A 24,311-nucleotide genomic window follows, 5' to 3' on the forward strand; every position below is an offset into this window, starting at 1 on the left:
CGCCGGGGAGGCTCACACTCCTCCCCGGGGCGACGCGAAGGCGGGCGAGACTTCGGGAAGGCGCTACGTGAGTCCCAACGGCTCCGACCGCTCGCCGCGGCGCACGATGCGGCGGAAGCTGCCTCAGGCGCTGGCACTGGGCCTCGTCATCGCGACCGCCACCGGCTGCTCGGCCAACGACCTCCCCAGGCTTGGCCTCCCGAGCCCCGTCACCAAGGAAGGGCCCATGGTCCTCCAGATGTGGCAGGGCTCCTGGATCGCGGCGCTGGTGGTCGGCGTACTGATGTGGGGTCTGATCATCTGGAGCGTGATCTTCCACCGGCGCAAGCGCACCGGTGTGGAGGTCCCCCCGCAGACCCGGTACAACGTGCCCATCGAGGCGCTCTACACCGCGGTCCCCATCATCATCGTCTCGGTCCTCTTCTACTTCGTCGCCCGCGACGAGTCGAAGCTGACGGCCACCTCCGAGAAGCCGCAGCACTACGTCAACGTGGTGGGCTTCCAGTGGAGCTGGGCGTTCAACTACGAGAACACCGAGACCCCCGACCCGGCCAACAAGGACGCCGCGTACGACGTCGGAACCCCCAAGGAGGTTCCGACGCTGTGGCTGCCGGTCAACGAGTCGGTGCAGTTCCGCCTCACCTCGCGTGACGTCATCCACGACTTCTGGCCCGTCAACTTCATGATGAAGATGGACGTCGTGCCGGGCGTGGTGAACAAGTTCGAGGTCACGCCGACCGTCAAGGGCGAGTACATGGGCAAGTGCGCCGAGCTCTGCGGCGTCGACCACTCGCGCATGCTGTTCAACGTCAAGGTCGTCGACCGCGCCGACTACGACAAGCACCTGGCCGAGCTTCGCGCCAAGGGCCAGAACGGCTGGGTGCCCTCCGGCCTCATCGGCATGGGAAGTGAAGAGAAGTGACCATCCTCAACGAGCCCGCCGCGGCCGGCGGGGGCGCCGATGCCGTCACGGTCGGGGCGCAGCGGACCCGGAAGCCGGGTTCCACCATCATCAAGTGGCTGACCACCACCGACCACAAGACGATCGGCACCCTGTACCTGGGCACGTCGTTCGCCTTCTTCCTGATCGGTGGCATCCTCGCCCTGGTCATGCGTGCCGAGCTGGCTCGTCCCGGGACCCAGATCCTGTCGAACGAGCAGTTCAACCAGGCGTTCACGATGCACGGCACGATCATGCTGCTGATGTTCGCGACGCCGCTCTTCGCCGGCTTCGCGAACTGGATCATGCCGCTCCAGATCGGCGCACCGGACGTGGCGTTCCCGCGTCTGAACATGTTCGCGTACTGGCTGTACCTCTTCGGCTCGACCATCGCGGTGGCCGGCTTCGTGACCCCGAACGGCGCCGCCGACTTCGGTTGGTTCGCCTACTCCCCGCTGTCCGACGCGGTGCACTCGCCCGGCGTCGGCGGCGACATGTGGATCATGGGTCTGGCCTTCTCCGGCTTCGGCACGATCCTCGGTGCGGTCAACTTCATCACCACGATCATCTGCATGCGCGCTCCGGGCATGACGATGTTCCGGATGTCGATCTTCGTCTGGAACGTCCTGCTGACCTCGGTGCTGGTCCTGCTGGCCTTCCCGGTGCTGGCCGCCGCGCTGTTCGCCCTGGAGGCGGACCGCAAGTTCGGTGCCCACGTCTTCGACCCGGCCAACGGCGGGGCGATGCTCTGGCAGCACCTGTTCTGGTTCTTCGGCCACCCCGAGGTGTACATCATCGCGCTGCCGTTCTTCGGCATCGTGTCGGAGATCATCCCGGTCTTCAGCCGCAAGCCGATGTTCGGCTACTCCGGCCTGATCGCGGCCACCATCGCGATCGCCGGTCTGTCCGTGACGGTGTGGGCGCACCACATGTACGTCACCGGACAGGTACTGCTGCCGTTCTTCTCGTTCATGACCTTCCTGATCGCGGTCCCGACCGGTGTGAAGTTCTTCAACTGGGTCGGCACCATGTGGAAGGGCTCGCTGAGCTTCGAGACCCCGATGCTCTGGACGGTCGGCTTCCTGGTCACCTTCCTCTTCGGTGGTCTGACCGGTGTCCTGCTGGCCTCCCCGCCGATCGACTTCCACGTCTCGGACTCGTACTTCGTCGTCGCCCACTTCCACTACGTGGTCTTCGGCACCGTCGTGTTCGCGATGTTCGCCGGCTTCCACTTCTGGTGGCCGAAGATGACCGGCAAGATGCTGGACGAGCGCCTCGGCAAGATCACCTTCTGGACGCTGTTCTTCGGCTTCCACACCACCTTCCTGGTGCAGCACTGGCTCGGCGCGGAGGGCATGCCCCGCCGCTACGCCGACTACCTGGCCTCGGACGGCTTCACCACCCTGAACACCGTCTCGACCATCGGCTCCTTCGTGCTCGGCCTGTCGATCCTGCCGTTCCTCTACAACGTCTGGAAGACCGCCAAGTACGGCGAGAAGGTCACCGTGGACGACCCGTGGGGCTTCGGCCGCTCGCTGGAGTGGGCGACCTCCTGCCCGCCGCCGCGGCACAACTTCCTCACCCTCCCGCGGATCCGCTCCGAATCCCCGGCCTTCGACCTCCACCACCCGGAGATCGCCGCGCTGGACTACCTGGAGAACCACGGTGAGCCGGCCAAGCACCTCGCCGGCGTGACCCCGGCGAAGTACGACGCCCCGAAGCTGGGCAAGGGCAACAAGGAGGGCGACGCCTGATGAAGGAACAGGGAAAGATCTTCCTGGGCCTGTCGGTCTTCGTGCTGGCCATGGCCATCACCTACGGCCTGTGGACCAACTCCGACACCAACGGCCCGGGTCTGGAGGCCGCCGGTACCACGGCGCTGTTCCTGGCCTTCGCGCTGTGCGCCTTCATCGGGTACTACCTCGCCTTCACCGCCCGCCGGGTGGACAGCGGCGCGGGTGACAACCCCGAGGCCGAGGTCGCGGACGACTCCGGCGAGCTGGGCTTCTTCGCCCCGCACAGCTGGCAGCCGCTCTCGCTGGCGCTCGGTGGCGCGCTCGCCTTCCTGGGCGTGATCTTCGGCTGGTGGCTGATGTTCTGGGCCGCCCCGATCATCATGATCGGCATCTTCGGATGGGTCTTCGAGTTCTACCGCGGCGAGAACCAGAACCAGTAGGGTTCGCGCTCGTGCACCAGGGCCGGTCCTCCCGTACGGGGGGACCGGCCCTGCCGCGTTCCCGGACGCCGCTGCGTCCCCGGGATGACGGCCTCACTCAGCTGGGTGAACCGGATGTCCCTCGGATGTCGCTTCACCGGGGGCGTTCCTACGATCTGATCAATCGTGCGAAACCTTCGGAGGCGGCCATGGCCGACAGGCGCGGAATCGCAGCTCTCGGCGGCATCTCGCTGGCCCTCGCCGTGCTGGCCCCGCTGGCCGGCTGCACGGCCCGGGACGAGGAGCCGGTCGGACCGCACCGGGTCGACGCGGCCCCGCTGGTCCACCTCTCGGCGGACGCCAAGGCCGACCCCTCCCAGCCGGTCACCGTGACGGCCGTCCAGGACAGCCGGCTCACCGACGTCACCGTGGTCGGCCCGGACGGCCGGGTGGTCGCCGGGAAGCTCGCCGAGGACCAGCGCAGCTGGCAGACCACCGGCCGGCTGAAGGCCGCCACCGCGTACACGGTGCGGATCTCCGCCGACGACGGCAAGGGCGGCCGCGGCGACACCACCGCGAGCTTCAGCACCCTCGCCGCCGAACGCCTGCTCACCGCCAAGCTCGGCCCGGACTCCTCCGGCAGCGGCGTCTACGGGGTGGGCCAGCCGCTCACCGTGGAGCTCTCCGAGGCGGTGAAGGACCCCCAGGCCCGCCAGGAGGTCGAGCGCGCCCTGACCGTCGGCTCCCAGCCCGCCGTCACCGGCGCCTGGTACTGGGTGGACGACAAGAACCTGCACTTCCGTCCGGAGGACTACTGGCCGGCCGGGACGACCGTCTCACTGGCCTTCGACGGCACCGGCAGCCGGATCGCCGACGGCCTGTACGGCGGTGACCGCAGCTCGCTGAAGCTGCGGATCGGCGAGCGGGTGGAGTCGGTGATCGACGCGGCCGCCCACGAGCTCACCCTGAAGCGTGACGGCGAGGCGCTGCGGACCATCCCGGTCACCACCGGCAAGCCCGGCTTCGACACCCGCAACGGCGTCAAGGTGGTGCTCGGCCAGGAGCGGTCGGTCCGGATGAACGGCGAGACGATCGGGATAGCGCCGGGCAGCACGGAGTCCTACGACCTCGACGTGCTCTGGGCCACCCGGGTGACCTGGAGCGGCGAGTACGTCCACGCGGCGCCCTGGTCGGTCGGCTCGCAGGGCGTCGAGAACGTCAGCCACGGCTGTACCGGCATGAGCACCGGCAACGCCGAGTGGTTCTTCCAGCACACCCGGGTGGGGGACCTGGTGACGGTGGTGAACAGCCGCGGCGGCCGGATGGAGCCCTTCGGCAACGGCTTCGGGGACTGGAACATCGCCTGGACGGACTGGGTCAAGCACAGCGCCTCCGGACAGCCCGTCAGCACCACCGCACCGGCCTCCCAGGCCCCCGCCGCCGGGATGGTCCGCCCCGAGCTCTGAGACCCCCTGAGGCCCCCTCCGGGGGGCGCTCAGCCCTGCGGGTAGGCCAGCCGCAGGGCGGTGTCCACGGCGGCCAGGGCCTCCGCGCGAGAGACGCCCAGGCGGCTCGCCCGGGCGGCGTACTCGGCGGCGGCCTCGGCGGCCAGCCGGTGCGCGGCGTCCCCGGTGGCGGCGATCAGCGTGCCGCGCCGGCCGTGGGTCTCCACCACGCCGTCCGCCTCCAGCTCGCGGTAGGCCCGGGCGACGGTGCCGGCCGCCAGCCCCAGCTCCTCGGCCAGGGCGCGGACGGTGGGCAGCCGCAGCCCGGTCGGCAGCTCGCCGGAGCGGGCCCGGTCGGCGATCTGGGCGCGGATCTGCTCGTACGGGGGAGTGGCCGAGGCGGGGTCGACGGACAGCTGCACGGGGGCTCCTGAGGACGCGGGCGGCGGGTACGGGAAAGCCCGAGGGCCGCCGACCAGAACTCTGGTCAGCGGCCCTCGGGGTGACGCGGTGGTGCCTACGGGATCAGTGGTGGCCGTGGCCGCTGGTGATCTCGTGGTGCTCCTCGGCGGTCGGCTTGGGGATCTGGCTGCCCTCGCCGTAGAAGCCGCGGGAGAGCTTGGCCCGGGTGCGGGTGACGACGCCGGCCTTGCGGGCCACGCCGTTCTCGTCCGTCTGGGCCGGCAGCTCGACCGGCTGGTTCTGGTCGTGCGCGGTGAGCTTGTACAGGTCCTTCTGCGGCAGCTGGGTGTGCACCTCGACGAACTCGCCGTGCGGCAGGCGCTTGATGACGCCCGACTCGCGGCCGTGCAGCACCTTCTCCTTGTCACGGCGCTGGAGGCCGAGGCACCAGCGCTTGGTGATGATGAAGACGACGACCGGGACGACGAAGAAGCCGACGCGGACGAAGTAGGTGACCGAGTTGATCGACAGGTGCAGGTGGGTGGCGAACAGGTCGTTGCCACCGGCCATCAGCAGGATCAGGTAGAGGCTGATCCAGGCGGCGCCCAGGGCGGTGCGGACCGGGGCGTTGCGCGGGCGGTCCAGGATGTGGTGCTCGCGCTTGTCGCCGGTGATCCAGCCCTCGATGAACGGGTAGGCCGCGATCGAGACCAGGACCAGCGGGAAGATCGCCAGCGGGACCATGACACCCAGGTTGAGGGTGTGGCCGCCCCAGACGCTGATCTCCCAGCCGGGCATGATCCGGATCAGGCCCTCGGAGAAGCCCATGTACCAGTCGGGCTGGGCGTCCGTGGACACCTGGTCGGGACGGTACGGGCCGTACGCCCAGATCGGGTTGATCGTGGCGATCGCCGAGATGACGGCGATGAGGCCGAACACCAGGAAGAAGAAGCCACCGGCCTTGGCCATGTAGACCGGCATCAGCGGCATGCCGACGACGTTCTTCTCGGTCTTGCCCGGGCCCGCCCACTGGGTGTGCTTGTGGTAGAAGACCAGGATCAGGTGGGCCACCAGCAGGCCGAGCATGATGCCCGGGATCAGCAGCACGTGGATGGTGAAGAACCGCGGCACGATGTCGTGGCCGGGGAACTCGCCCCCGAACAGGAACATCTGGACGTAGGTGCCGATCAGCGGGACGGCGAGGATCGCGCCTTCCATGAAGCGGATACCGGTGCCCGACAGCAGGTCGTCCGGCAGGGAGTAGCCGAAGAAGCCGTCGAACATGCCCAGGATCAGCAGCAGGAAGCCGAAGACCCAGTTGATCTCACGCGGCTTGCGGAACGCGCCGGTGAAGAACACGCGCATCATGTGGACGAGCATCGCGGCCACGAAGACCAGGGCGGCCCAGTGGTGGATCTGCCGGATCAGCAGACCGCCGCGGACCTCGAAGCTGATGTCCACCGTGGAGGCGTAGGCCTCCGACATCGGGATGCCCTTGAGCGGCACGTACGAGCCGTCGTAGACGACCTCGGCCATCGAGGGCTTGAAGAACAGCGTCAGGTAGACACCGGTCAGGATGATGATGACGAAGGTGTAGAGGCAGATCTCGCCCAGCATGAAGGACCAGTGGTCCGGGAAGATCTTCCGCAGGTTGGCCTTGGCGAGGGAGTAGATCCCCAGCCGGCCGTCAGTCCAGTCAGCCGCGGCTTCCCACTTGTTGGCGGGCTTTTCACGCGTGCTGGAGGGCTTGGCGGCACCGGTCGTGGTGCTGCTCGCGCTACTCATCGAGCACGCTCCCAGTAGCTCGGGCCGACGGGCTCCGCGAAGTCGCCGGTGGCGACCAGGTTGCCCTTCTCGTCAGTGATGATCTTCAGCTGCGGCAGCGGGTGGCCGGCCGGGCCGAAGATCACGCGGGCGCCGTCCGCCAGGTCGAAGGTCGACTGGTGGCAGGGGCAGAGCGCGTGGTGGGTCTGCTGCTCGTACAGGCTGATCGGGCAGCCGACGTGGGTGCAGATCTTGGAGTAGGCGAGGATGCCCTCGAAACCCAGCTCCTTGGACTTGTCGTCCTTGATGTCCTCGGGCGCGATGCGGACCAGCATCAGGGCGTCCTTGGCGATCCGCTGCTGGAAGTCCTCGCTGTGCGTGGACAGGCCCTCCGGCATGGCGAACGTGAGCGAGCCGACGATGATGTCCTCGGGCTTCATCGGCTGCATGGTGTTCATGTTGATGAGCTGCAGCGGCTTGGTCTCGGTCGCCTCCTTCCAACCGGTCTCCTTGAGCTTCTTCTCGGGAAGCGGGCCAAGGTCACGGAGCAGGACCACGCCGGAGAGCGGGACCAGCGCCATGGAGCCGATCAGGGTGTTGCGGATCATCTTGCGGCGGCCGAAGCCGGACTCGGCGGCACCGGTCTTGAACTGCTCGATGACGTCGTTGCGGACCTCGTCGGAGGCCTCGATCGGGTGACGCTCGGCGGGCAGCTCGACGTCCGACATCAGCGTGCGGGCCCAGTGGACCGCACCCGCGCCGATCATGAACAGCGCGACGCCCAGGGTCAGGCCGAGCGCGAAGTTCAGCGCGCTGACGTGACCGAGCGGGAAGATGTAGACGATCTTGTCCGGGTCGATGGCCACGTACGAGGCGATGAACCCGACGGTGGCGAGCATCGAGACCACGAACATCAGCGAGACCTGGCGCTCGGCACGCGACGCGGCCTTCTCGTCGATGTCGGTGCGACGGGGCTCGTGGGCCGGCAGGCCCGGGTCGGCGAACGGGCTGCCGTGGTCGGCCACCTCGCCGGCGGAGCCGTGCGGCTCCGGGAGCTTCTCTTCTGACATGTCGTGGCTCATGACTTCTTGGCCTTGGTGGTGTGGGCGGCGACCCAGATCGCGACCGCGATGAGCGTGCCGAGGCCGAAGATCCAGCCGAACAGACCCTCGGTCACCGGACCGAGGCTGCCCAGGGTGAGACCGCCGGGGTTGGGCTCATCGTTGGTGGTGTGGCGGACGAAGGCCACGATCTGCTTCTTCTGCTCCTCGGGCATGGTGGTGTCCGGGAACGACGGCATGTTCTGCGGGCCGGTCTGCATGGCCTCGTAGATGTGCTTGGCGTCCACGCCCTCCAGCGAGGGGGCGTACTTGCCCTTGGTCAGGGCACCACCCTGGCCGGCGAAGTTGTGGCACTGGGCGCAGTTGGTGCGGAACAGCTCGCCACCCTTGGAGACGTCCTCGGGGTTGGTCGAGGTGAACTGCTCCTCCGTCGGGGTCACCGGGCCGGGACCGAGGGAGGCGACGAAGGCGGCGAGCTGGTCGATCTCCGCCTGCGAGTAGATGTTCTTCTTGCGCGGGACCTGGGCGCCGGGCTGCTGGGCCGGCATGCGGCCGGTGCCGACCTGGAAGTCGACAGCGGCGGAGCCGACGCCGACCAGGCTCGGACCGTCACTGCTGCCCTGGCCGTTCAGGCCGTGGCAGGAGGAGCAGCCCACGGCGAAGAGCTTCTTGCCCTCATCGATCGCGAGCGACTGCGCGGCGACGTCGGCCTGCGCCTTGTCGGCGGGCGCGAACGCGGCGTACAGCCCCCCGGTTGCCGCCAGGGCGAGAAGTAGGACGACCAGCGCCGCCAATGGGTGGCGCCGTCGTGCGGAGAGCTTTTTCACGGAATAACCCCGGTGTCAGGATCTGGTCGACTGGTGGGTGCACCCGGCGGCCGGTCTGGCCGGCACGAGGCTGCCTGTCTAGGGCTGCGCGCGCGGTCGGTCGGTGGGAGCGTCGGCACCGGCAGAAGCGGCCCGTCGCCGGTGAGGGCGGGGGCCGCAGCCGGTGGCCAGCGACCTGATCAGCTGGTTACTTGATCAGGTAGATGGTCGCGAACAGGCCGATCCACACGACGTCGACGAAGTGCCAGTAGTACGACACGACGATCGCGGCGGTGGCCTGCTCGTGCGTGAAGCGCTTGGCTGCGTACGTCCGTCCCAGGACCAGCAGGAAGGCGATCAGACCACCCGTCACGTGCAGCCCGTGGAAGCCGGTGGTCAGGTAGAACACCGTGCCGTACGGGTCGGAGGACAGCGACAGGCCGTCCTTCTTGACCAGCTCGGTGTACTCGAAGACCTGGCCGCCGATGAAGACCGCGCCCATGGCGAACGTGAGGATGAACCACGCCCGGAGCTTCTTCACGTCTCCGCGCTCGGCGGCGAACACGCCGAGCTGACAGGTCAGCGAGGAGAGCACCAGGATCGTGGTGTTGACCGAGGAGAAGGGCACGTTGAGGGCGTGGGCCTTCTCGGTCCAGAACTCCGGCCCCTTGACGGAGCGGAGCGTGAAGTACATCGCGAAGAGGGCCGCGAAGAACATCAACTCGGAACTGAGCCAGACGATCGTTCCGACGCTGACCATGTTCGGCCGGTTGACCGATCCGTGCGCGTGCCCGGTTTCTACTGCTGTTGCTGTCGCCACGACGGACATTATGTCGGTCCCTTATTCCGTCTTCACGTCGGGGGGTGTCCCTCGGAGTGTCCGGTGCGTGCGGTATGCCCGCTTGGGGGGCGACGGGGTGCCCGTACGGGGGGTGAGCAGCGGCGTGTCCCTTTTCTGATGGTTCCTCGGAGGAGCTTGGACCCCGTTGCCCGGCGCGCCGGTGCACGGTCGGAGTAGCCGAGGGAGGTAGGGGGGAAGGCGCCCGGGTGAGCCGTACGGGTGGACCGGGCGGGGTCGGGTGACGGGCCGTCCTCCAGGCGGGTGAGTCCAGGGCGCGGCGGCTTGAGGAGGAACGTGCGCGAGGGGGACTCGGCGGAGGGTGATCGGGAGTAGCATCCGGATCAGGCGAACGTGGTCCGGATCACACTTGAGGGAGCAGGGCCCATGGCGTACACGACCGATGAGACGCTCACCGTCCTCGTCTACAGCGACGACCGCAACACCCGCGAGCAGGTGCTGACGGCGCTCGGCCGCCGCCCTGCCGAGGACCTTCCGGAACTGTCCTACCTGGAGTGCGCGACCACCCCCGCGGTGCTCAAGGCACTGGAGAAGGGGGGAGTGGACCTCTGCGTGCTGGACGGCGAGGCCGTTCCGGCCGGCGGGCTGGGCCTCGGGCGCCAGCTCAAGGACGAGATCTACGGCTGCCCGCCGGTCCTGGTGCTGATCGGCCGGCCGCAGGACTCCTGGCTGGCCGCCTGGAGCCGGGCCGACGCCGCGATCTCCCGTCCGGTGGAGCCGGTGGCGCTGGCCGGGGCGGTCGCCACCCTGCTGCGGGACCGGCTGGCGAAGCGGACTCCGGCAGTCCGCTGAAATCCGCGCCAGGAGTAGGAAAGACAGGGGTAGAAGCGGGCGCTCCGCTCGATAGGCTGGCTCCATCCGTACGGACGTCCCCGGAGCGGGGAACCGACAACAGCTGGAGTCAGCCATGGTGAACGTGAACCCTGCGAACGGCGGTAGCGACCCCGCGCAGGTGGTCCGCACCTGGCCGGACCTCCTGGCGGCACTGTTGCAGGGGGAGGACCTCGACCGCTCGTCCACCGCGTGGGCGATGGACCGGATCATGAGCGGCGAGGCGTCCCCCGTCCAGGTGGCCGGGTTCATGATCGCGCTGCGGGCCAAGGGCGAGTCGGTCGAGGAGATCGCCGGCCTGGTCGACGCGATGTACGCGCACGCCGAGCCGCTGGAGATCCCCGGCCCGGCGGTGGACATCGTCGGCACCGGCGGGGACCGGGCGAAGACCGTCAACATCTCCACCATGTCGGCGATCGTCGCGGCGGCCGCCGGCGCCAAGGTGGTCAAGCACGGCAACCGGTCGGCCTCCTCGACCAGCGGCTCCTCGGACGTGCTGGAGAAGCTCGGGGTGGCGCTGGACCTCTCCCCCCGGCGGGTCGCCGAGGTGGCCGAGGAGGTCGGGCTGACCTTCTGCTTCGCGGCGAAGTTCCACCCCTCGATGCGGCACGCCGCCACCGCGCGGCGCGACCTCGGGGTGCCGACCGCCTTCAACATCCTCGGTCCGCTGACCAACCCGGCCAAGGTCACCGCGCACGCCATCGGCTGCTTCGACACCCGGCTGTCCGGGCTGATCGCCGGGGTGCTGGCCCGGCGGGGCGCCACCGCGCTGGTCTTCCGCGGCGACGACGGGCTGGACGAGCTGACCATCACCACCACCTCGCAGGTCTGGCTGGTGCGCGACGGGGTCGTCACCGAGTCCACCTTCGACCCGCGGGACGTGGGCATCGAGCTGGTCGGCATCGAGGCGTTGCGCGGGGCGGACGCCTCGTACAACGCCGAGGTCGCGCGGCGGCTGCTGGCCGGCGAGCACGGGCCGGTGCGGGACGCCGTCCTGCTGAACACGGCGGCGGCGCTGGTCGCGCTGGAACTGGGCGACGCGCCGCTCACCGAGCAGCTGGCGGCCGGCATGGAGCGGGCCGCGAAGGCGATCGACTCCGGTGCCGCGCAGGACCTGCTGCGGCGCTGGTCGGAGGCCACCAGCCGGGCCTGAGGCGGTAGTTGGGGAGCCCGTGCCGGTACGCCGGTGCGGGCTCCCGTGCTGTCCGGATGCTGGATGCCCGTTTGACCACCCGGTGGACCCGGCCTAGAGTCTTCGCCAGGTCATGAGTGACAGCGCGAAGCCCCAGCTGGCTGTCCGGCAACCCTCCGTCCGTGGCGGGGTGCCCTGGGTGAGGACCGGGTCGTCACGGCAAGCCGTCCGTGCGACAAGCGCGGACGCCCGACGACTAGCACTCCCGGGGTCCCTTGCCCCAGAAGGAGTGCATCCCCATGTCTCTGGCCACCGAAATCCGCACCCCGCTCGCCGTCCTCGGCGCCGACGTCCAGGTCCCGCTCGCCAGCGGTGAGAAGGTCGGCTACGCGGCGCTCGACTACGCGGCGAGCTCGCCGGCGCTCCAGCGGGTGTGGGACGACGTCGCCGCCTACGCGCCGTACTACGGCAGCGTCCACCGCGGGGCCGGGTACCTCTCCCAGCTGTCCACCGACCTGTTCGAGCAGAGCCGCCGCACCGTCGGCGAGTTCCTCGACCTGCGCGAGGGCGACCAGGTGGTCTTCACCCGGGCCACCACCGACTCGCTCAACCTGCTGGCCTCCGCCGTCCCGGCCGGCACCCGGGTGTTCGCCTTCGAGACCGAGCACCACGCCTCGCTGCTGCCCTGGGCGCACGCCGGACTGGACGTCACCTACCTGCGGGCGCCGCGCTCGCGGGCCGAGGCGGTGGCCGCGCTGGACGCCGCGCTCGCCGAGGCGCCCGAGGGCCCCAAGCTGCTCTGCGTCACCGGCGCCTCCAACGTGACCGGCGAGCTGTGGCCGGTCGCCGAGCTGACCGCGACCGCGCACCGGCACGGCGCCCGGGTGGTGCTGGACGCCGCCCAGCTGGCGCCGCACCACCGGGTCTCGGTGCGCGAGCTGGACGTCGACTGGATCGCCTTCTCCGGCCACAAGATCTACGCGCCGTTCGGCGCCGGGGTGCTGGCCGGCCGGGCGGACTGGCTGGACGCGGCCGAGCCGTACCTGGCCGGCGGCGGGGCGACCCGGACGGTGGCCCGGGAGGCCGACGGCTCGGTGGCCGTGCAGTGGCACACCGGCCCGGCCCGGCACGAGGCCGGCTCGCCGAACGTCATCGGCGCCTACGCGATCGCCTCGGCCTGCCGGGCGCTGACCGAGGCCGGCTTCGACGGGCTGGAGGCCCGCGAGCAGCAGCTGATCGCCCGGCTGACGGCCGGGCTGGCCGAGATCCCGCAGGTCAAGGTGCTGAACCTGTTCGGCGAGGGCTCCGCCCGGGTGGGCGTGCTGTCCTTCGTCGTCCGGGACTGGAACAGCTCGCACTTCTCCGCCGCGCTGTCCGCCGAGTACGGCATCGGGGTGCGCGACGGCCTGTTCTGCGCCCACCCGCTGGTGCGCACGCTGCTGGGCGACGAGGACGAGGCACCGTCCGAGTGTGGTGCGCCCGAGCCGTCGCTGCCGGGCGAGCGCAGCCTGAACGCGATCCGGGTGAGCTTCGGCGCCGGGACGCCGGACGAGCACGTCGACCGCTTCCTGACCGCCGTCCGGGAGCTGGTCACGGAGGGCGCGGCGTGGAACTACCGCAACGAGGGCGGGCGCTGCGTCGCCACCGTGCAGGTCGAGCGGGGCCGGCGCGCCGAGGGCTGACCGCTACTCGTCCAGGCCGAGGGCGAAGGCGGCCTCCAGGTCGTGCTGGGAGTAGGTGCGGAAGGCGATCTGGGTCTCGGTGTGGGCCACGCCCGGGACCTTGTTGAGCCGGCCCGGGATGACCTCGGCCAGGTCGTCGTGCCGGCGCACCCGCACCATCGCCACCAGGTTGTAGCCCCCCGTCACCGAGTAGACCTCGCTCACGCCGTCGATGGCGGCGATGGATTCGGCGATCTCCGGGATGCGGTCGACACTGGTCTTGATCAGGACGATGGCGGTGATCACAGTTCGGGCTCCTTTGTGGGGTGCCGCCAGCGTATCGGGCGTCAGCCCGGTCGTCGCGGGGGGTGGCGGACCACGGTGCAGGCGTAGAGGAACCCGGCCGAGAAGCCGATCACGTGGACCAGGTACGCCACCCCGGGGCCGGCCGCGTGCACCGACCACCACTGCAGGACGAACCAGAGGCCGAGCACCAGCCAGGCCGGGAAGCGCAGCGGCAGGAAGAACAGCAGCGGGACGAGGGTGGTCACCCGGGCCCGGGGGTGGAGGCGCAGGTAGGCCCCGAGGGCGGCGGCGATCGCCCCGGAGGCCCCGATGAGCACCCGGGTGGAGTTCGGCGAGTGCGCCTCGGCGAGCGCGAAGCCGTACGTGGTCAGGCTGCCGGCGGCCAGGTAGAAGACGGCGTACCGGGCCCGGCCCAGCCGCCGTTCGACGGTGGGGCCGAAGACCTGGAGGAAGAGCAGGTTCCCGAGCAGGTGCAGCCAGCCGGCGTGCAGGAAGAGCCCGGTGAGGACGGACAGCGCCGGGCGCTTGCCCGGGGTCGGGGCGGCCGGGCAGCCGGGGACCGGGTCGGGGGCCTCGGCGAGCTGTCCGGCGGTCAGCGGCCGTCCGGCCAGCACCTCGGCCGGGACGGCGCCCCAGCGCTGCTCGTACCGCTGCTCCGCGCAGACCCGGGCCTGGCCCGTGCCGTACAGCGGGTTGAGCCCCGCGGCCGGGCCGAGCAGGAAGACCAGGGTGTTGAGGGCGATCAGGGCGTAGCTGACCACGGGGGCGGTCGCCGCCGGGCGGCCGCCCCGGGCGGCGGTGTGGTCGGGGACCGCGAGCGCCATGCGGCCAAGCATCCCTCCGGGCGCCGCAGGTGACACGGCGGTTTACGGCAGGTGGACTAGCCCGGGTGTTCAGGCAACCGGTGGTCGCGACGGTTGCCCCAGGCAATAGGCTTGGGGCGGGCATTCCCGCCTCCCGCCGCCGACGCCGGGGCTCCGGGGGGAGCGCCTGCCCCACCCAGGGACCACCCGAGAGGACCCCCGATGACCGTCCCCGCTCTGACCGCCGAGACGCGCTGGCGCTGCACCCTGTGCGGCAACCTCACCCGCTTCGACGTGACCCGCACCGCGCGGGTGACCGAGTTCCTGCACTTCGACCTGGCCGGCGAGTCCAAGGTCGAGGAGACCGAGGTGCTGAGCGAGACCGTCGAGTCGGTGCGCTGCCGCTGGTGCAACGCGGTGGACCAGGTCGAGCTGGTGGCCCGTCCGGGCGCCGAGGAGACGCAGGCCCCCGCCGACCAGGGCTGATCCCCGCCGCGGCGGCGGGGTGGGTGCGCGGCGCACCCGCCCGCGCCGCACGGGACAATACAGAACAGGACGCACGGAGCGTGCCGACGGGGGCGGCCGCGGCCGTGCCCCGCTGGACCAGGATCGGAGCCGAGGACGTGGTGGACGCAGCGAAGGAGCCCGGCGCAGCCCAGGGGCTTCAGCCCGCTGCGGCCGAGGCCCCGGCCGAGGCTGCCGGGACGGCGGACGGCGCCTCCGGGTCCGCGGCGGAGCGTGCCGTCGAGAAGCTCGACCGGCCGCTGCCCGAGGGCGTGCGCCGTCGGGTGGTCGGCCTGGCCTCGGACGCGCTCGGCGGGGTGCCGCCGGCCGAGCTCCCGCAGAGCCTGCGTCAGTACGTCAAGTTCACCCCGGCGCGGCGGGCCAAGTACGCGGCCACCGCGCTGGCGGCGGCGCTGGAGGCGGAGCCGGCCTTCCGGGTGCGGATAGCGGAGCGGCTGCGCCTCGGGCAGCCGGACCTGGTGAAGGCGCTGGAGTCGGGCACCGTCCCGAGCGCGGCCGATCCGATGGACGTCGCGGCCGCCGCCTACCTGGTGCGTTCGACGGGCTGGAGCCGGCTGGTGGCCGAGGCCGGCGAGGAGGCCGAGCGGGCCGGTGCCGAGGACGCGGCCGCGGAGGCGGTCCGGCTGGTGGAGAAGCTGCAGGCCGAGCTGGCCGAGGTGCGGGCCTCCGCGCGGGCGGACGCGGACCGGCAGCGGGCCGAGTCCGACGGCGTCCGCAGAGAGGCCGAGTCGCTGCGCAAGAGGGTGCGGTCGCTGGAGAGCGACACCCGCCGGGCGCAGGCCGAGACCCGCCGGGTGGCCGGCGAGCTGGACGCGCTGAAGGCGCAGGCCGCGGCCGAGCGCGGCGCGGCCGAGAGCGAGGCGCGCCGGCTCCGGCACCGGGTCCTGGAGCTGGAGAACGCGGCCGAGCAGGGCCGCCGTTCGGCCCGCGAGGGGCGCAGCGTCGAGGACATGCGGCTGCGGCTGCTGCTGGACACCGTGCTGCAGTCGGCCCAGGGGCTCCAGCGGGAGCTGGCGCTGCCGGTCGCCCAGATCCGCCCGGCGGACCTGGTGGAGGCGGTGGTGCCGGGGGCGGCCTCGCCGCACGACGTGGCCCGGCGCGGGCTGGCCGAGGACGATCCGGCGCTGCTGGACCAGCTGCTGGCGATCCCCCAGGTGCACCTGGTGGTGGACGGCTACAACGTGACCAAGACCGGTTATCCGACGCTGCCGCTGGAGCAGCAGCGGATCCGGCTGCTGGGCGGGCTGGCGATGCTGGCCCAGCGGACCCAGGCCGAGGTCACCTGCGTGTTCGACGGGCAGGACCTGGACGTCCCGGTGATCATGGCGCCGCCGCGCGGGGTCCGGGTGCGGTTCAGCCGGACCGGGGAGACGGCCGACGAGCTGATCCGCCGTCTGGTGCGGGCCGAGCCGCAGGGCCGTCCGGTGGTGGTGGTGTCCACCGACCGGGAGGTCGCGGAGGGCGTGCGGAAGGCGGGCGCGCGCCCCGTGGCGTCGGTGCTGCTGCTGAACCGGCTGGCCCGGCCCTGAACCCGGGGAGGTTCGCATGATGCCTGGTCAGGGCCTGTTTCGGAGCATTGTGCGAGTCCGGTGAAGTCAGTGTGGGGACCGGAGTTCACGCCTTCGGGGGAGTGGCAAAACGGATAGATCTTCACTAGGGTCTGGCGTCAAACCTATTTTCCGGAATCTCATCCCATCAGGTGAGCCCGTTGGAAGAAGGAGCCGGTCCCTTGGCCTCCCACCGCCGTCCCAAGCAGCCGAGCCGCGCACGGATCTCCGTGCTCACCGCGGCCGCTGCGACCGCGGTCGCCCTCTCCGCCCAGGTGGCCGCGCACGCCGCGCCGCAGCCGAACAAGACGGACGTCAAGGCGCAGATCGACCAGCTCCAGGAGGAGCAGGAGCAGGCGGCCGAGAAGTACAACGGCGCCAAGGAGCGGGCCGACCAGCTGCGCAAGCAGGCCGACCAGCTGCAGGACCAGGTGGCCCGCGGCCAGGAGCAGATGACCCAGCTCCAGGGCGGCCTCGCCGAGGTGGCGGGCGAGCAGTACCGCAGCGGCGGCATCGACCCGTCCGTCCAGCTGATGCTCTCCTCGGACCCGTCCGGCTACCTGGACAAGGCCTCCACCGTCCAGCAGGCCAGCACCAGTCAGGCCGAGGCGCTCAAGGGGCTGCTGGACCAGCAGCGCCGGCTGGACCAGGAGAAGACCGAGGCGGCCGCCGTGCTCGCCTCGCTGGACACCACCACCAAGGACCTGAACCAGGCCAAGTCGGACGTCAACACCAAGCTGAAGGCCGCCCAGGACCTGCTGAACTCGCTGAGCTCCGCCGACCGCGCGGCGCTGCGGGCCCAGCAGGCGCAGGACGACCGCGCCTCGCGCGGCAGCGACCGGGTCGACCTCGGCAGCCTGCCGCCGGCCAGCGGCTACGCGGCCACGGCGCTGGCCAAGGCGATGAGCAAGCAGGGCTCGCCGTACGTGTGGGGCGCCACCGGGTCGACCACCTTCGACTGCTCGGGCCTGATGGTCTGGGCGTACGGGCAGGCGGGCGTCTCGCTGCCGCGCACCTCGCAGGAGCAGGGCCACTACGGCACCCGGATCCCCTCGCTGGACCAGGCCCAGCCGGGCGACCTGGTGATCTACGGCCCCGACATGCACCACGTCGGGATGTACATCGGCAACGGCATGGTGGTCCACGCGCCGCACACCGGCGACGTGGTGAAGGTGATGAAGGCCGACGCGATGTCGATCAACACCATCCGCCGGGTCTGACGGACCGACACGCCCGGGGGCTCCCGCGGGGGCCTGTGAAAAGCGCCACCCCCGTTCGGGGTGGCGTTTCGGGTTTCCGGCCCTTCGACGACCACATGGTGAGAACCGATCAGCCTTGTGTGCGTCAATGGTCACCATCGGTCATTTTCACAAAGGAACTTGGGTAATCTTCTGTCTTTTTTCTGACAAGGATTTGAACCGATCACGGTTCAGTTACTAGGGTCATGCTCCGAACCACCGCACTGTCGATCGCCCAGCCAGGGTGGCGGCGGTGGTTACCGTCGAGTTCGCAAGGCAGCGGGACAGGTCGAAGCGACTGTCCGACAGGGGAGCCCAGTGGTAGGGGGCGCTGCGGAGCGGAGCCGGGGAACCACGTTCCTCCGGGGTGAATCGGCGCCAGGTCGGCCGGTGGAACGGCCGTGAGGCGTCGTAGGGCATGCTTCCGGCCCGAACCCGTCAGCTCACCCGGTAGGCGGCCGTAGGAAGAAGGAGTCCGCCTTCGTGGCGTCCCATCGTCGTCCCAAGCCCGCCGGCCGCGCCCGGGTCTCGATCCTGACCGGCGTCGCCGCCGCAGCCGTCGTCCTCTCCGCGCAGGGTGCCCACGCGGACCCGCAGCCGACCAAGGAACAGGTCAAGGGGCAGGTCGACCAGCTCAACGAGCAGGCCGAGGTCGCGACCGAGAACTACAACGCCGCCCAGGCCAAGCAGCAGGACCTGGAGAAGCAGGTCTCCGGCCTGCAGGACCAGGTGGCCCGTCAGCAGGCCCAGGTCACCGAGCTCCAGGGCGGCCTCGCCGAGATCGCCGGCGAGCAGTACCGCAACGGGGGGATATCCCCCACCGTCCAGCTGATGTTCTCCTCCAGCCCGGACAGCTTCCTCAGCCAGGCCGACGCGCTGAACCAGGCCGGCAGCACCCAGAAGGGTCAGCTGAAGGAGCTCCAGGAGCAGCAGCGCAAGCTCGACCAGGACCGCAACGAGGCCCAGGGCAAGCTCGCCGAGCTGGAGTCGACCACCCAGCAGCTGAAGGCCTCCAAGGACGAGGTCCAGGGCAAGCTGAAGGCGGCCCAGGACCTGCTCAACACGCTGACCGAGCAGGACCGCCAGGCGCTGCGCCAGGCCGAGGAGAAGGCCGCCGCCGAGGCCAAGGCCAAGGCCGACGCCGCCCAGGCCCAGCAGCAGCAGGCCGACCGCGCCTCCCGCGACAACAGCCGCAGCAGCCTCTCGGCCCCCACGACCACCGCTCCGGTGAACGTGGCCCCCGGCAGTTCGCGCGGTGCCGCCGCGCTGTCCGCCGCCGCCTCCAAGATCGGCAGCCCGTACGTCTGGGGCGCCACCGGCCCGGGCTCCTTCGACTGCTCCGGTCTGATGGTCTGGGCGTACAACCAGGCCGGCGTGTCGCTGCCGCGCACCTCGCAGGCGCAGGCCTCGGCCGGCACCCGGCTCGGGACGGACCTCTCCAAGGCCCAGCCCGGCGACCTGCTGATCTTCTACACCGACGCCCACCACGTCGGCATCTACGCCGGCAACGGCCAGGTGCTGCACGCTCCCAAGCCGGGCGCGTCGGTGCGCTACGAGGCGGTCACCAACATGCCGCTGACCGGCATCGTGCGGGTCTGATCCCCGCTCGGACGTCTCCAGGCCCGGTCTCCCCCAGGGGAGGCCGGGCCTGCGGCTTTTCCGGCGGCTCGATCTGATGTCCGATTAGGGAGTGAATATTCGGGTTGGGAGGGGTTTGGACTCGCTTGCCCGGACTCGCTAACGTCTGCCACCGGACTCCCGCTCGACGGCCGCCCGTCCCGGTGCGGCGGCGGGGGCCGCGCCGCAGGATTGGAGCCGCTGCCGCCATGCCCGTGCACCGCCGTTCCCAACTGCTCACCCGGGCGCTGGTGCTGACCGCGGCCGCCGCCACCGCGTTGGGCGCGGCCACCGGAGGCAGCGCCCAGGCGGCCCCCGCCAGCCCCGACCCGGGCGACCATCAGGACGTCAAGACGCAGGTCGAGCAGCTGTACGACGAGGCCGAGCAGGCGTCCGAGAGGTTCAACGCCGCGCAGGAGGCCCAGCGGCGGCTCCAGGGCGAGACCACGATCCTCCAGGGCGAGATCGCCCTCGCCCAGGACCAGCTCAACGGGCTGCGCGGCGACCTGGCGATGGTGGCCGGGGCCGAGTACCGCGGCGGCGGGATGACCCAGACCGCCCAGCTCATCCTCTCGCCCGACCCGGAGGGCTACCTGGCCCGCGCCCGCACCCAGGGCCAGGCCGCCGTGCGCAAGCAGGAGACCCTGCACGAGCTGATCACCCGCCAGCGCCGGCTCGACCAGCGCCGCACCGAGGCGGCCGACAAGCTCGCCGAGCTGGACCGGACCCGGCGTTCGCTCGCCGACAGCAAACAGCAGGTCCAGCAGCGGCTGGCCGGGGCGCAGAAGCTGCTGAACGGCCTGGGCGCCGTCGAGCGGGCCCGGCTGGCGGTCCAGGACGCCCGGGACGCCGAGCAGCGCGCCACCCGGGGCACCGACCGGCTGGACCTCGGCACCGCCCCGCCCGCCTCCGAGCGCGGGGCGGCCGCGCTGGCCGCCGCGGTGCGGATGATCGGCTCCCCGTACGTCTACGGGGCCACCGGCCCGCACGCGTTCGACTGCTCCGGTCTGATGTACTACAGCTGGCGGCAGGCCGGAGTGACCCTGCCGCGCACCTCGCAGGCCCAGGCGTACGCTGGGCAGCGGATCAGCCTGTCCGAAGCGCGACCGGGAGACCTGGTGATCTTCTACCGGGACATGCACCACGTCGGCATGTACGCCGGCGGCGGCGTGATCGTGCACGCCCCACGCCCGGGCGCCAGGGTCCGCTACGAGAGCGTCACCGCCATGCCGGTCTCCGGGGTGGTCCGGCTCTGAGCGCCCCGCCGTCCGGCCCCGCCGGACCCGCCGCCATACGTCGCCCCCGCCGCGTGCTGTCCCGGCGGGGCGCGCTGCTGCTCGCGGCCGGCGGGCTGGCCCAGCTGTCGCTGCCGCCGGCCGCCCCGCCGGCGCCCGCGGCGCGGCCGGTGGACCGGCGCGCCGAGGTGGCCGCCGCGCTGGCGGAGCGGGCGCGCTCGGCCCCGCCCTGGGCCGGGCTGCCGGTGGCCGAGGCCGGGTACCGCAACCTGGTGCTCGGCGCCGCCGGCGGGGAGCGGGTGACCGCCGCCGCCGACCTGGCGGTGCGGATCGCCGGGTACGACGAGCACCCGGTGGTGTACCCGCGCCGGATCGGGCTGGTACGGGCCGGGGACGGCTGGCGGGTCGAGCGCGAGGAGAGCGCGTCCGGGCCGCCCGCGCCGTGGGACTTCGGGCCGCTCCGGTCCTCGCCGGGCGCCCACTGCCTGGTGGTCGGGCCGGCCGCGGGACCCGACCAGGCCGAGCTGGTCGCGGTGGGGGACCGGGCGGTGCCAGCCGTCACCGAGGTCTGGGGCGGTGCCTGGCCGGAGCGGCTGCTGCTGGAGCGGCCGGCCACCGAGGAGCAGTTCGCCCGGCTGCTGGAGGGTGACCCGGCCGGCTGGACGGGCATGGCGGCGGTCACCGTGGCCGCCCCCGGCGCGCCCTGGCACACCCCGGCGGACCGGGTGCTGGTCAACCCGGAGGCGTACGGGCGGCTCAGCGGCTTCGGCCGCCAGGTGGTGGTCACCCACGAGGCCACCCACGTCGCGACCAGGGACGACACCCGGGCCTGGACCCCGCTGTGGCTCTCCGAGGGCGTCGCCGACTGGACGGCGTACCGGGACTCGGGCCGCGGCCCGCAGCAGATCGCGCCCGAGCTGGCCCGGGACGTGGCCGCCGGGAAGCTGCCCGCCGCGCTGCCCGCCGACCGGGACTTCGCCGCCGGGGCCACCGGCATCGCCCAGGCCTACGAGCAGTCCTGGCTGGCCTGCGAGCTGATCGGCCGCACCCACGGGCCGCAGCGGCTGGTCGCCTTCTACCGGGCGATCGGCGCGGCCGACGGGCAGGGCGAGGACCGGGAGCGCCGCACCGACCGGCTGATGCGCCGCGAACTGGGCGTCGGCCTGGCGGAGTTCACCCGGCTCTGGCTGGAGCAGGTGGCGGCACTGAAGGGTTGACCGGCCGCGGAGGGCCGGTCAGCGGCGCTGTTCGGCCGGGGTGCCCGGGTGGTCGATGCCGTCCAGCAGGTCCTGCTCGTAGGCGATGCCCGGGCGCACCGGGTAGCCGGCGGACGGCAGCGCGGCGGGCTCGCGGTCCAGCACCACGGTCGGCGGCAGCGGCGCCTCGCCGCGGGTGGAGCGCCAGAGCCGCACGCAGGAGAGCACGGCGGCGGCCAGCAGCAGCAGGTTGCGCGCGGCCAGGACGGCGACCGCCGCCGGCTCGCTGGCCAGGACCTGGGTGAACATGGTCGGGAACTCGACCAGGGTCAGTGGGCAGGCGAGCAGGATCAGCACCGCCACCGGCCGCTGGCTGCTGTTGCGCACGGTCAGGCAGACCGCCGCGACGCCGACCAGCCAGACCAGGTACTGCGGGCTGATCACCCGGCTGGTCACCACGAAGATCAGCAGCGCGCACAGCGCGGCGTCGTACATGGTGGCCGCGCTGCGGCGCTTGGAGGTGTAGCGCCACAGCAGCAGCCAGGCGAAGCCCAGCAGGGTGCCGGCCAGCATGACCTTGCTGATCACGTCGACCCACGGCCCGAGCATCTCAGGGGAGCCGTAGTTCATGGTGACCTTGCCGTCCCAGGCGTCGGCGATCCGGGCGAAGTGCAGCGGCAGCGCGCCGAGCGACTCCACCTCGATGCCGCGGTCCTTCTGGAACGCCAGGAACTCGAAGGCGCCGTTCATCCCGGCCGTCAGCAGGAAGCCGATCGAGACGGCGGTGGCCGCCGCCAGCGTCCAGGAGCGGCGGGTGCGGCGGCCGGAAGGGGTGCCGATCAGGCCGATCAGCGGCCAGATCTTGACGATGCCGCCCAGGCCCAGCAGCAGCCCGCCGACCGCCGGGCGGCGGATCAGCGCCAGCAGGCCGGCCAGGGCGACCGCGGTGACGATGACGTCGAAGCGGTTGTAGATCATCGGGCCGAGCAGCGGGACACCCACCACCCACATCCAGGCGCCGGTCAGCGCCCGGCCCCGGCGCAGGCCGGTGCGCACCAGCAGCGCGGCCGCGGCGGCGTCGGCGATCCCGCAGATCACCCAGAACGAGACCAGGTACGACCAGGGCAGCAGGCCCGGCAGCAGGATCACCAGGGCGGCGCCCGGCGGGTACTGCCAGGTCACGTCGTCGAACGGGAAGGTGCCGGTCTGGAGCACGCCGTACCAGGCGTGGTAGATCATCCAGACGTCCGCCGTGACGTCGCCGCCGGGCGCCTTCAGCACACCCGTCGCCAGCAGCACCAGCAGGGCGCGGGTGGCGACCCAGGTCGCGCCGAGCGCGGCGAGCGCCCCGAGCGGGCGGCCGAGGCGGCCGCGCGAAGAACCGGGCTCGGTGGCCGGGGCCAATTCCACTGCGCTCCCTCGTTCGTCTCGGACGTCCCCACCGGAGGCGTCGTACCGACGGACGCCCGGGCCGCGTGCTGGACGACGGCCTAGGTACTAGGACTGACCCGGGGGTCAAACGGTTGCCGTGCGCGGTTCCGTTCCCGGTGGGTCATGGTGTTGACCTATCGTACGGATCACCCAGCGGTACACCGCGCACCCCCCGACCGAGCGAGCCGTGGCCTGATGCACAGAACCTTGATCGTCACCAACGACTTCCCGCCCCGCCCCGGTGGCATCCAGGCCTTCGTGCACAACATGGCCGTGCGTCAGCCCGCAGGCAGTGTCGTGGTCTACGCCTCGACCTGGCGGGACGGCACCGAGGTGGCCCGGTTCGACGCCGAGCAGCCGTTCCCGGTGATCCGGGACCGGACGAAGGTGATGGTTCCCACACCGCGGGTCACCCGGCGGGCCGCCGAGATCCTGCGCGCGGAGAAGTGCGACTCGGTCTGGTTCGGCGCCGCCGCCCCGCTCGGGCTGATGGCGCCCGCGCTGCGCCGGGCCGGCGCCGGGCGGCTGCTCGGCATGACCCACGGGCACGAGGCCGCCTGGGCCCAGCTGCCGGTCTCCCGGCAGCTGCTGCGCCGGATCGGCGCGGGCACCGACGTGCTGACCTACCTGGGCGAGTACACCCGCTCCCGGATCGCCGCCGCGGTCGGGCCGCAGGCCGCGGCCCGGATGGTCCAGCTGCCGCCGGGCGTGGACGAGACGACCTTCCACCCGGGCTCCGGGGGCGCCGAGGTGCGCCGCCGGCTCGGGCTGGCGGACCGGCCGGTGGTGGTCTGCGTCTCCCGGCTGGTGCCCCGCAAGGGCCAGGACACCCTGATCGAGGCGATGCCGCAGATCCTCGCCGACGTGCCGGACGCGGTGCTGCTGATCGTCGGCGGCGGCCCGTACCGGGCGGACCTGGAGAAGCTCGCGGACGCCACGGGCGTACGGGACTCGGTGCGGTTCACCGGCTCGGTGCCGTGGGAGGAGCTGCCCGCCCACTACGGGGCCGGGGACGTCTTCGCGATGCCGTGCCGCACCCGGCGCGGGGGGCTGGACGTCGAGGGCCTGGGCATCGTCTACCTGGAGGCCTCGGCGACCGGCCTGCCGGTGGTCGCGGGGGACTCCGGCGGCGCGCCGGACGCGGTGCTGGAGGGCGAGACCGGGTACGTGGTACCCGGCGGCTCGGCCCCGGCGGCGGCCGAGCGGATCGTACGGCTGCTGCGCGACGAGGAGCTGCGGCGGCGGATGGGCGAGGCCGGGCGGCGCTGGGTGGAGCGCTCCTGGCGCTGGGACCTGCTGGCCGGGCGGCTGACCTCGCTGCTGGCCGGCTGACGCGGGTACGCCGAAGGGCCCCGGG

The 24,311-nt window shown here is 71.8% G+C and carries 22 protein-coding genes and 2 riboswitches; of the genes, 14 read left to right on the forward strand and 8 right to left on the reverse strand.

Going from position 1 to position 24,311, the window contains the following annotated elements; translation table 11 throughout:
• The first annotated feature begins 67 nt into the window (after nt 1-67).
• From ctaC to AMK13_RS02175, 4 genes are all read left to right on the forward strand, one after another.
• Nucleotides 68-922 (forward strand): aa3-type cytochrome oxidase subunit II, encoded by an 855-nt coding sequence (gene ctaC / locus AMK13_RS02160; RefSeq protein ID WP_049651842.1) that lies wholly within the window; start codon nt 68-70, stop codon nt 920-922.
• Nucleotides 919-2,694, forward strand: coding sequence for an aa3-type cytochrome oxidase subunit I (ctaD, locus tag AMK13_RS02165; RefSeq protein WP_074000888.1), 1,776 nt, complete (start codon nt 919-921; stop codon nt 2,692-2,694). Before ctaC ends, ctaD begins: the two co-directional genes overlap by 4 nt.
• A complete protein-coding gene (locus AMK13_RS02170; protein ID WP_049651840.1) occupies nt 2,694-3,116 on the forward strand; it encodes a cytochrome c oxidase subunit 4 in 423 nt (140 codons plus the stop codon). The genes ctaD and AMK13_RS02170 overlap by 1 nt, the downstream gene beginning before the upstream one ends.
• A 188-nt stretch (nt 3,117-3,304) precedes the next feature.
• A complete protein-coding gene (locus AMK13_RS02175; RefSeq protein ID WP_074000889.1) occupies nt 3,305-4,561 on the forward strand; it encodes a L,D-transpeptidase in 1,257 nt (418 codons plus the stop codon).
• Nucleotides 4,562-4,590: 29 nt separating this feature from the next.
• On the opposite strand, the gene AMK13_RS02180 is transcribed toward AMK13_RS02175, so the two are convergent.
• From AMK13_RS02180 to ctaE, 5 genes are all read right to left on the reverse strand, one after another.
• Complete coding sequence (locus tag AMK13_RS02180) at nt 4,591-4,962, reverse strand: GntR family transcriptional regulator (protein WP_074000890.1); 372 nt, start codon at nt 4,960-4,962, stop codon at nt 4,591-4,593.
• A gap of 103 nt (nt 4,963-5,065) precedes the next feature.
• Nucleotides 5,066-6,727 carry a cytochrome bc1 complex cytochrome b subunit gene (gene qcrB / locus AMK13_RS02185; RefSeq protein ID WP_074000891.1) on the reverse strand — a complete coding sequence of 554 codons (1,662 nt, stop codon included), beginning with the start codon at nt 6,725-6,727 and terminating at the stop codon, nt 5,066-5,068.
• Nucleotides 6,724-7,776 (reverse strand): cytochrome bc1 complex Rieske iron-sulfur subunit, encoded by a 1,053-nt coding sequence (gene qcrA / locus AMK13_RS02190; RefSeq protein WP_049651837.1) that lies wholly within the window; start codon nt 7,774-7,776, stop codon nt 6,724-6,726. The genes qcrB and qcrA overlap by 4 nt, the downstream gene beginning before the upstream one ends.
• 8 nt (nt 7,777-7,784) lie before the next feature.
• Complete coding sequence (gene qcrC, locus AMK13_RS02195; protein ID WP_049651836.1) at nt 7,785-8,594, reverse strand: cytochrome bc1 complex diheme cytochrome c subunit; 810 nt, start codon at nt 8,592-8,594, stop codon at nt 7,785-7,787.
• Between the two features lie 187 nt (nt 8,595-8,781).
• Entirely contained in the window at nt 8,782-9,402 is a 621-nt protein-coding gene (gene ctaE / locus AMK13_RS02200; RefSeq protein ID WP_049651835.1) for an aa3-type cytochrome oxidase subunit III, read from the reverse strand.
• Nucleotides 9,403-9,798: 396 nt separating this feature from the next.
• On the opposite strand from ctaE, the gene AMK13_RS02205 reads away from it, so the two are divergent.
• The 3 genes from AMK13_RS02205 to AMK13_RS02215 all read left to right on the forward strand — a co-directional run bounded on the left by AMK13_RS02205 (nt 9,799) and on the right by AMK13_RS02215 (nt 13,077).
• Nucleotides 9,799-10,224, forward strand: coding sequence for a hypothetical protein (locus tag AMK13_RS02205; protein ID WP_049651834.1), 426 nt, complete (start codon nt 9,799-9,801; stop codon nt 10,222-10,224).
• Nucleotides 10,225-10,339: 115 nt separating this feature from the next.
• Nucleotides 10,340-11,416, forward strand: coding sequence for an anthranilate phosphoribosyltransferase (gene trpD / locus AMK13_RS02210; RefSeq protein WP_107086441.1), 1,077 nt, complete (start codon nt 10,340-10,342; stop codon nt 11,414-11,416).
• 108 nt (nt 11,417-11,524) lie between these two features.
• Nucleotides 11,525-11,643: riboswitch (SAM riboswitch) on the forward strand.
• A 51-nt stretch (nt 11,644-11,694) separates the two neighbouring features.
• Nucleotides 11,695-13,077 carry an aminotransferase class V-fold PLP-dependent enzyme gene (locus AMK13_RS02215; protein ID WP_049651833.1) on the forward strand — a complete coding sequence of 461 codons (1,383 nt, stop codon included), beginning with the start codon at nt 11,695-11,697 and terminating at the stop codon, nt 13,075-13,077.
• 3 nt (nt 13,078-13,080) lie between these two features.
• On the opposite strand, the gene AMK13_RS02220 is transcribed toward AMK13_RS02215, so the two are convergent.
• Both AMK13_RS02220 and AMK13_RS02225 read right to left on the reverse strand, forming a co-directional pair.
• Nucleotides 13,081-13,362 (reverse strand): Lrp/AsnC family transcriptional regulator, encoded by a 282-nt coding sequence (locus AMK13_RS02220; RefSeq protein ID WP_049651832.1) that lies wholly within the window; start codon nt 13,360-13,362, stop codon nt 13,081-13,083.
• Between the two features lie 41 nt (nt 13,363-13,403).
• Nucleotides 13,404-14,186, reverse strand: coding sequence for a rhomboid family intramembrane serine protease (locus AMK13_RS02225; protein WP_074000892.1), 783 nt, complete (start codon nt 14,184-14,186; stop codon nt 13,404-13,406).
• Nucleotides 14,187-14,387: 201 nt separating this feature from the next.
• Here AMK13_RS02225 and AMK13_RS02230 point away from each other — a divergent pair, with 201 nt between their 5' ends.
• The 6 genes from AMK13_RS02230 (at nt 14,388) to AMK13_RS02255 (ending at nt 21,544) form a co-directional block, all read left to right on the forward strand.
• Nucleotides 14,388-14,651 carry a hypothetical protein gene (locus tag AMK13_RS02230; RefSeq protein WP_049651830.1) on the forward strand — a complete coding sequence of 88 codons (264 nt, stop codon included), beginning with the start codon at nt 14,388-14,390 and terminating at the stop codon, nt 14,649-14,651.
• 140 nt (nt 14,652-14,791) lie between these two features.
• Complete coding sequence (locus AMK13_RS02235; protein WP_074001186.1) at nt 14,792-16,219, forward strand: NYN domain-containing protein; 1,428 nt, start codon at nt 14,792-14,794, stop codon at nt 16,217-16,219.
• A gap of 200 nt (nt 16,220-16,419) precedes the next feature.
• Nucleotides 16,420-17,457 carry a C40 family peptidase gene (locus AMK13_RS02240; RefSeq protein ID WP_049651829.1) on the forward strand — a complete coding sequence of 346 codons (1,038 nt, stop codon included), beginning with the start codon at nt 16,420-16,422 and terminating at the stop codon, nt 17,455-17,457.
• Between the two features lie 337 nt (nt 17,458-17,794).
• Nucleotides 17,795-17,948, forward strand: a riboswitch (cyclic di-AMP (ydaO/yuaA leader).
• A 10-nt stretch (nt 17,949-17,958) separates the two neighbouring features.
• Nucleotides 17,959-19,074, forward strand: a complete 1,116-nt coding sequence (locus tag AMK13_RS02245) for a C40 family peptidase (RefSeq protein WP_074000893.1) — start codon at nt 17,959-17,961, stop codon at nt 19,072-19,074.
• Between the two features lie 227 nt (nt 19,075-19,301).
• Complete coding sequence (locus tag AMK13_RS02250) at nt 19,302-20,348, forward strand: C40 family peptidase (RefSeq protein WP_074000894.1); 1,047 nt, start codon at nt 19,302-19,304, stop codon at nt 20,346-20,348.
• A 53-nt stretch (nt 20,349-20,401) separates the two neighbouring features.
• Complete coding sequence (locus AMK13_RS02255; RefSeq protein ID WP_079271758.1) at nt 20,402-21,544, forward strand: hypothetical protein; 1,143 nt, start codon at nt 20,402-20,404, stop codon at nt 21,542-21,544.
• Between the two features lie 18 nt (nt 21,545-21,562).
• Here the strand turns inward: AMK13_RS02255 and AMK13_RS02260 are convergent, their stop codons facing one another.
• The gene (locus AMK13_RS02260) at nt 21,563-22,933 is read right to left on the reverse strand and encodes a glycosyltransferase 87 family protein (RefSeq protein WP_079271759.1); all 1,371 of its coding nucleotides are present in this window, start codon (nt 22,931-22,933) and stop codon (nt 21,563-21,565) included.
• A gap of 216 nt (nt 22,934-23,149) precedes the next feature.
• Between AMK13_RS02260 and AMK13_RS02265 the strand changes: the two genes are divergently transcribed.
• Entirely contained in the window at nt 23,150-24,286 is a 1,137-nt protein-coding gene (locus tag AMK13_RS02265; protein ID WP_049657557.1) for a glycosyltransferase family 4 protein, read from the forward strand.
• The last annotated feature ends 25 nt before the right edge of the window (nt 24,287-24,311 follow it).

This window comes from Streptomyces sp. CB02056 (assembly GCF_001905545.1).
In the GTDB taxonomy this organism is placed as follows: domain Bacteria; phylum Actinomycetota; class Actinomycetes; order Streptomycetales; family Streptomycetaceae; genus Kitasatospora.

Excerpts from the sequence above, each read along its gene's own strand:
- AMK13_RS02170 (WP_049651840.1), top strand. The coding sequence starts at position 2,694 with ATGAAGGAACAGGGAAAGATCTTCCTGGGCCTGTCGGTCTTCGTGCTG.
- AMK13_RS02175 (WP_074000889.1), top strand. The coding sequence starts at position 3,305 with ATGGCCGACAGGCGCGGAATCGCAGCTCTCGGCGGCATCTCGCTGGCC.
- qcrB (WP_074000891.1), bottom strand. The coding sequence starts at position 6,727 with ATGAGTAGCGCGAGCAGCACCACGACCGGTGCCGCCAAGCCCTCCAGC.
- qcrA (WP_049651837.1), bottom strand. The coding sequence starts at position 7,776 with ATGTCAGAAGAGAAGCTCCCGGAGCCGCACGGCTCCGCCGGCGAGGTG.
- ctaE (WP_049651835.1), bottom strand. The coding sequence starts at position 9,402 with ATGTCCGTCGTGGCGACAGCAACAGCAGTAGAAACCGGGCACGCGCAC.
- AMK13_RS02205 (WP_049651834.1), top strand. The coding sequence starts at position 9,799 with ATGGCGTACACGACCGATGAGACGCTCACCGTCCTCGTCTACAGCGAC.
- trpD (WP_107086441.1), top strand. The coding sequence starts at position 10,340 with ATGGTGAACGTGAACCCTGCGAACGGCGGTAGCGACCCCGCGCAGGTG.
- AMK13_RS02215 (WP_049651833.1), top strand. The coding sequence starts at position 11,695 with ATGTCTCTGGCCACCGAAATCCGCACCCCGCTCGCCGTCCTCGGCGCC.
- AMK13_RS02225 (WP_074000892.1), bottom strand. The coding sequence starts at position 14,186 with ATGGCGCTCGCGGTCCCCGACCACACCGCCGCCCGGGGCGGCCGCCCG.
- AMK13_RS02230 (WP_049651830.1), top strand. The coding sequence starts at position 14,388 with ATGACCGTCCCCGCTCTGACCGCCGAGACGCGCTGGCGCTGCACCCTG.
- AMK13_RS02250 (WP_074000894.1), top strand. The coding sequence starts at position 19,302 with ATGCCCGTGCACCGCCGTTCCCAACTGCTCACCCGGGCGCTGGTGCTG.
- AMK13_RS02265 (WP_049657557.1), top strand. The coding sequence starts at position 23,150 with ATGCACAGAACCTTGATCGTCACCAACGACTTCCCGCCCCGCCCCGGT.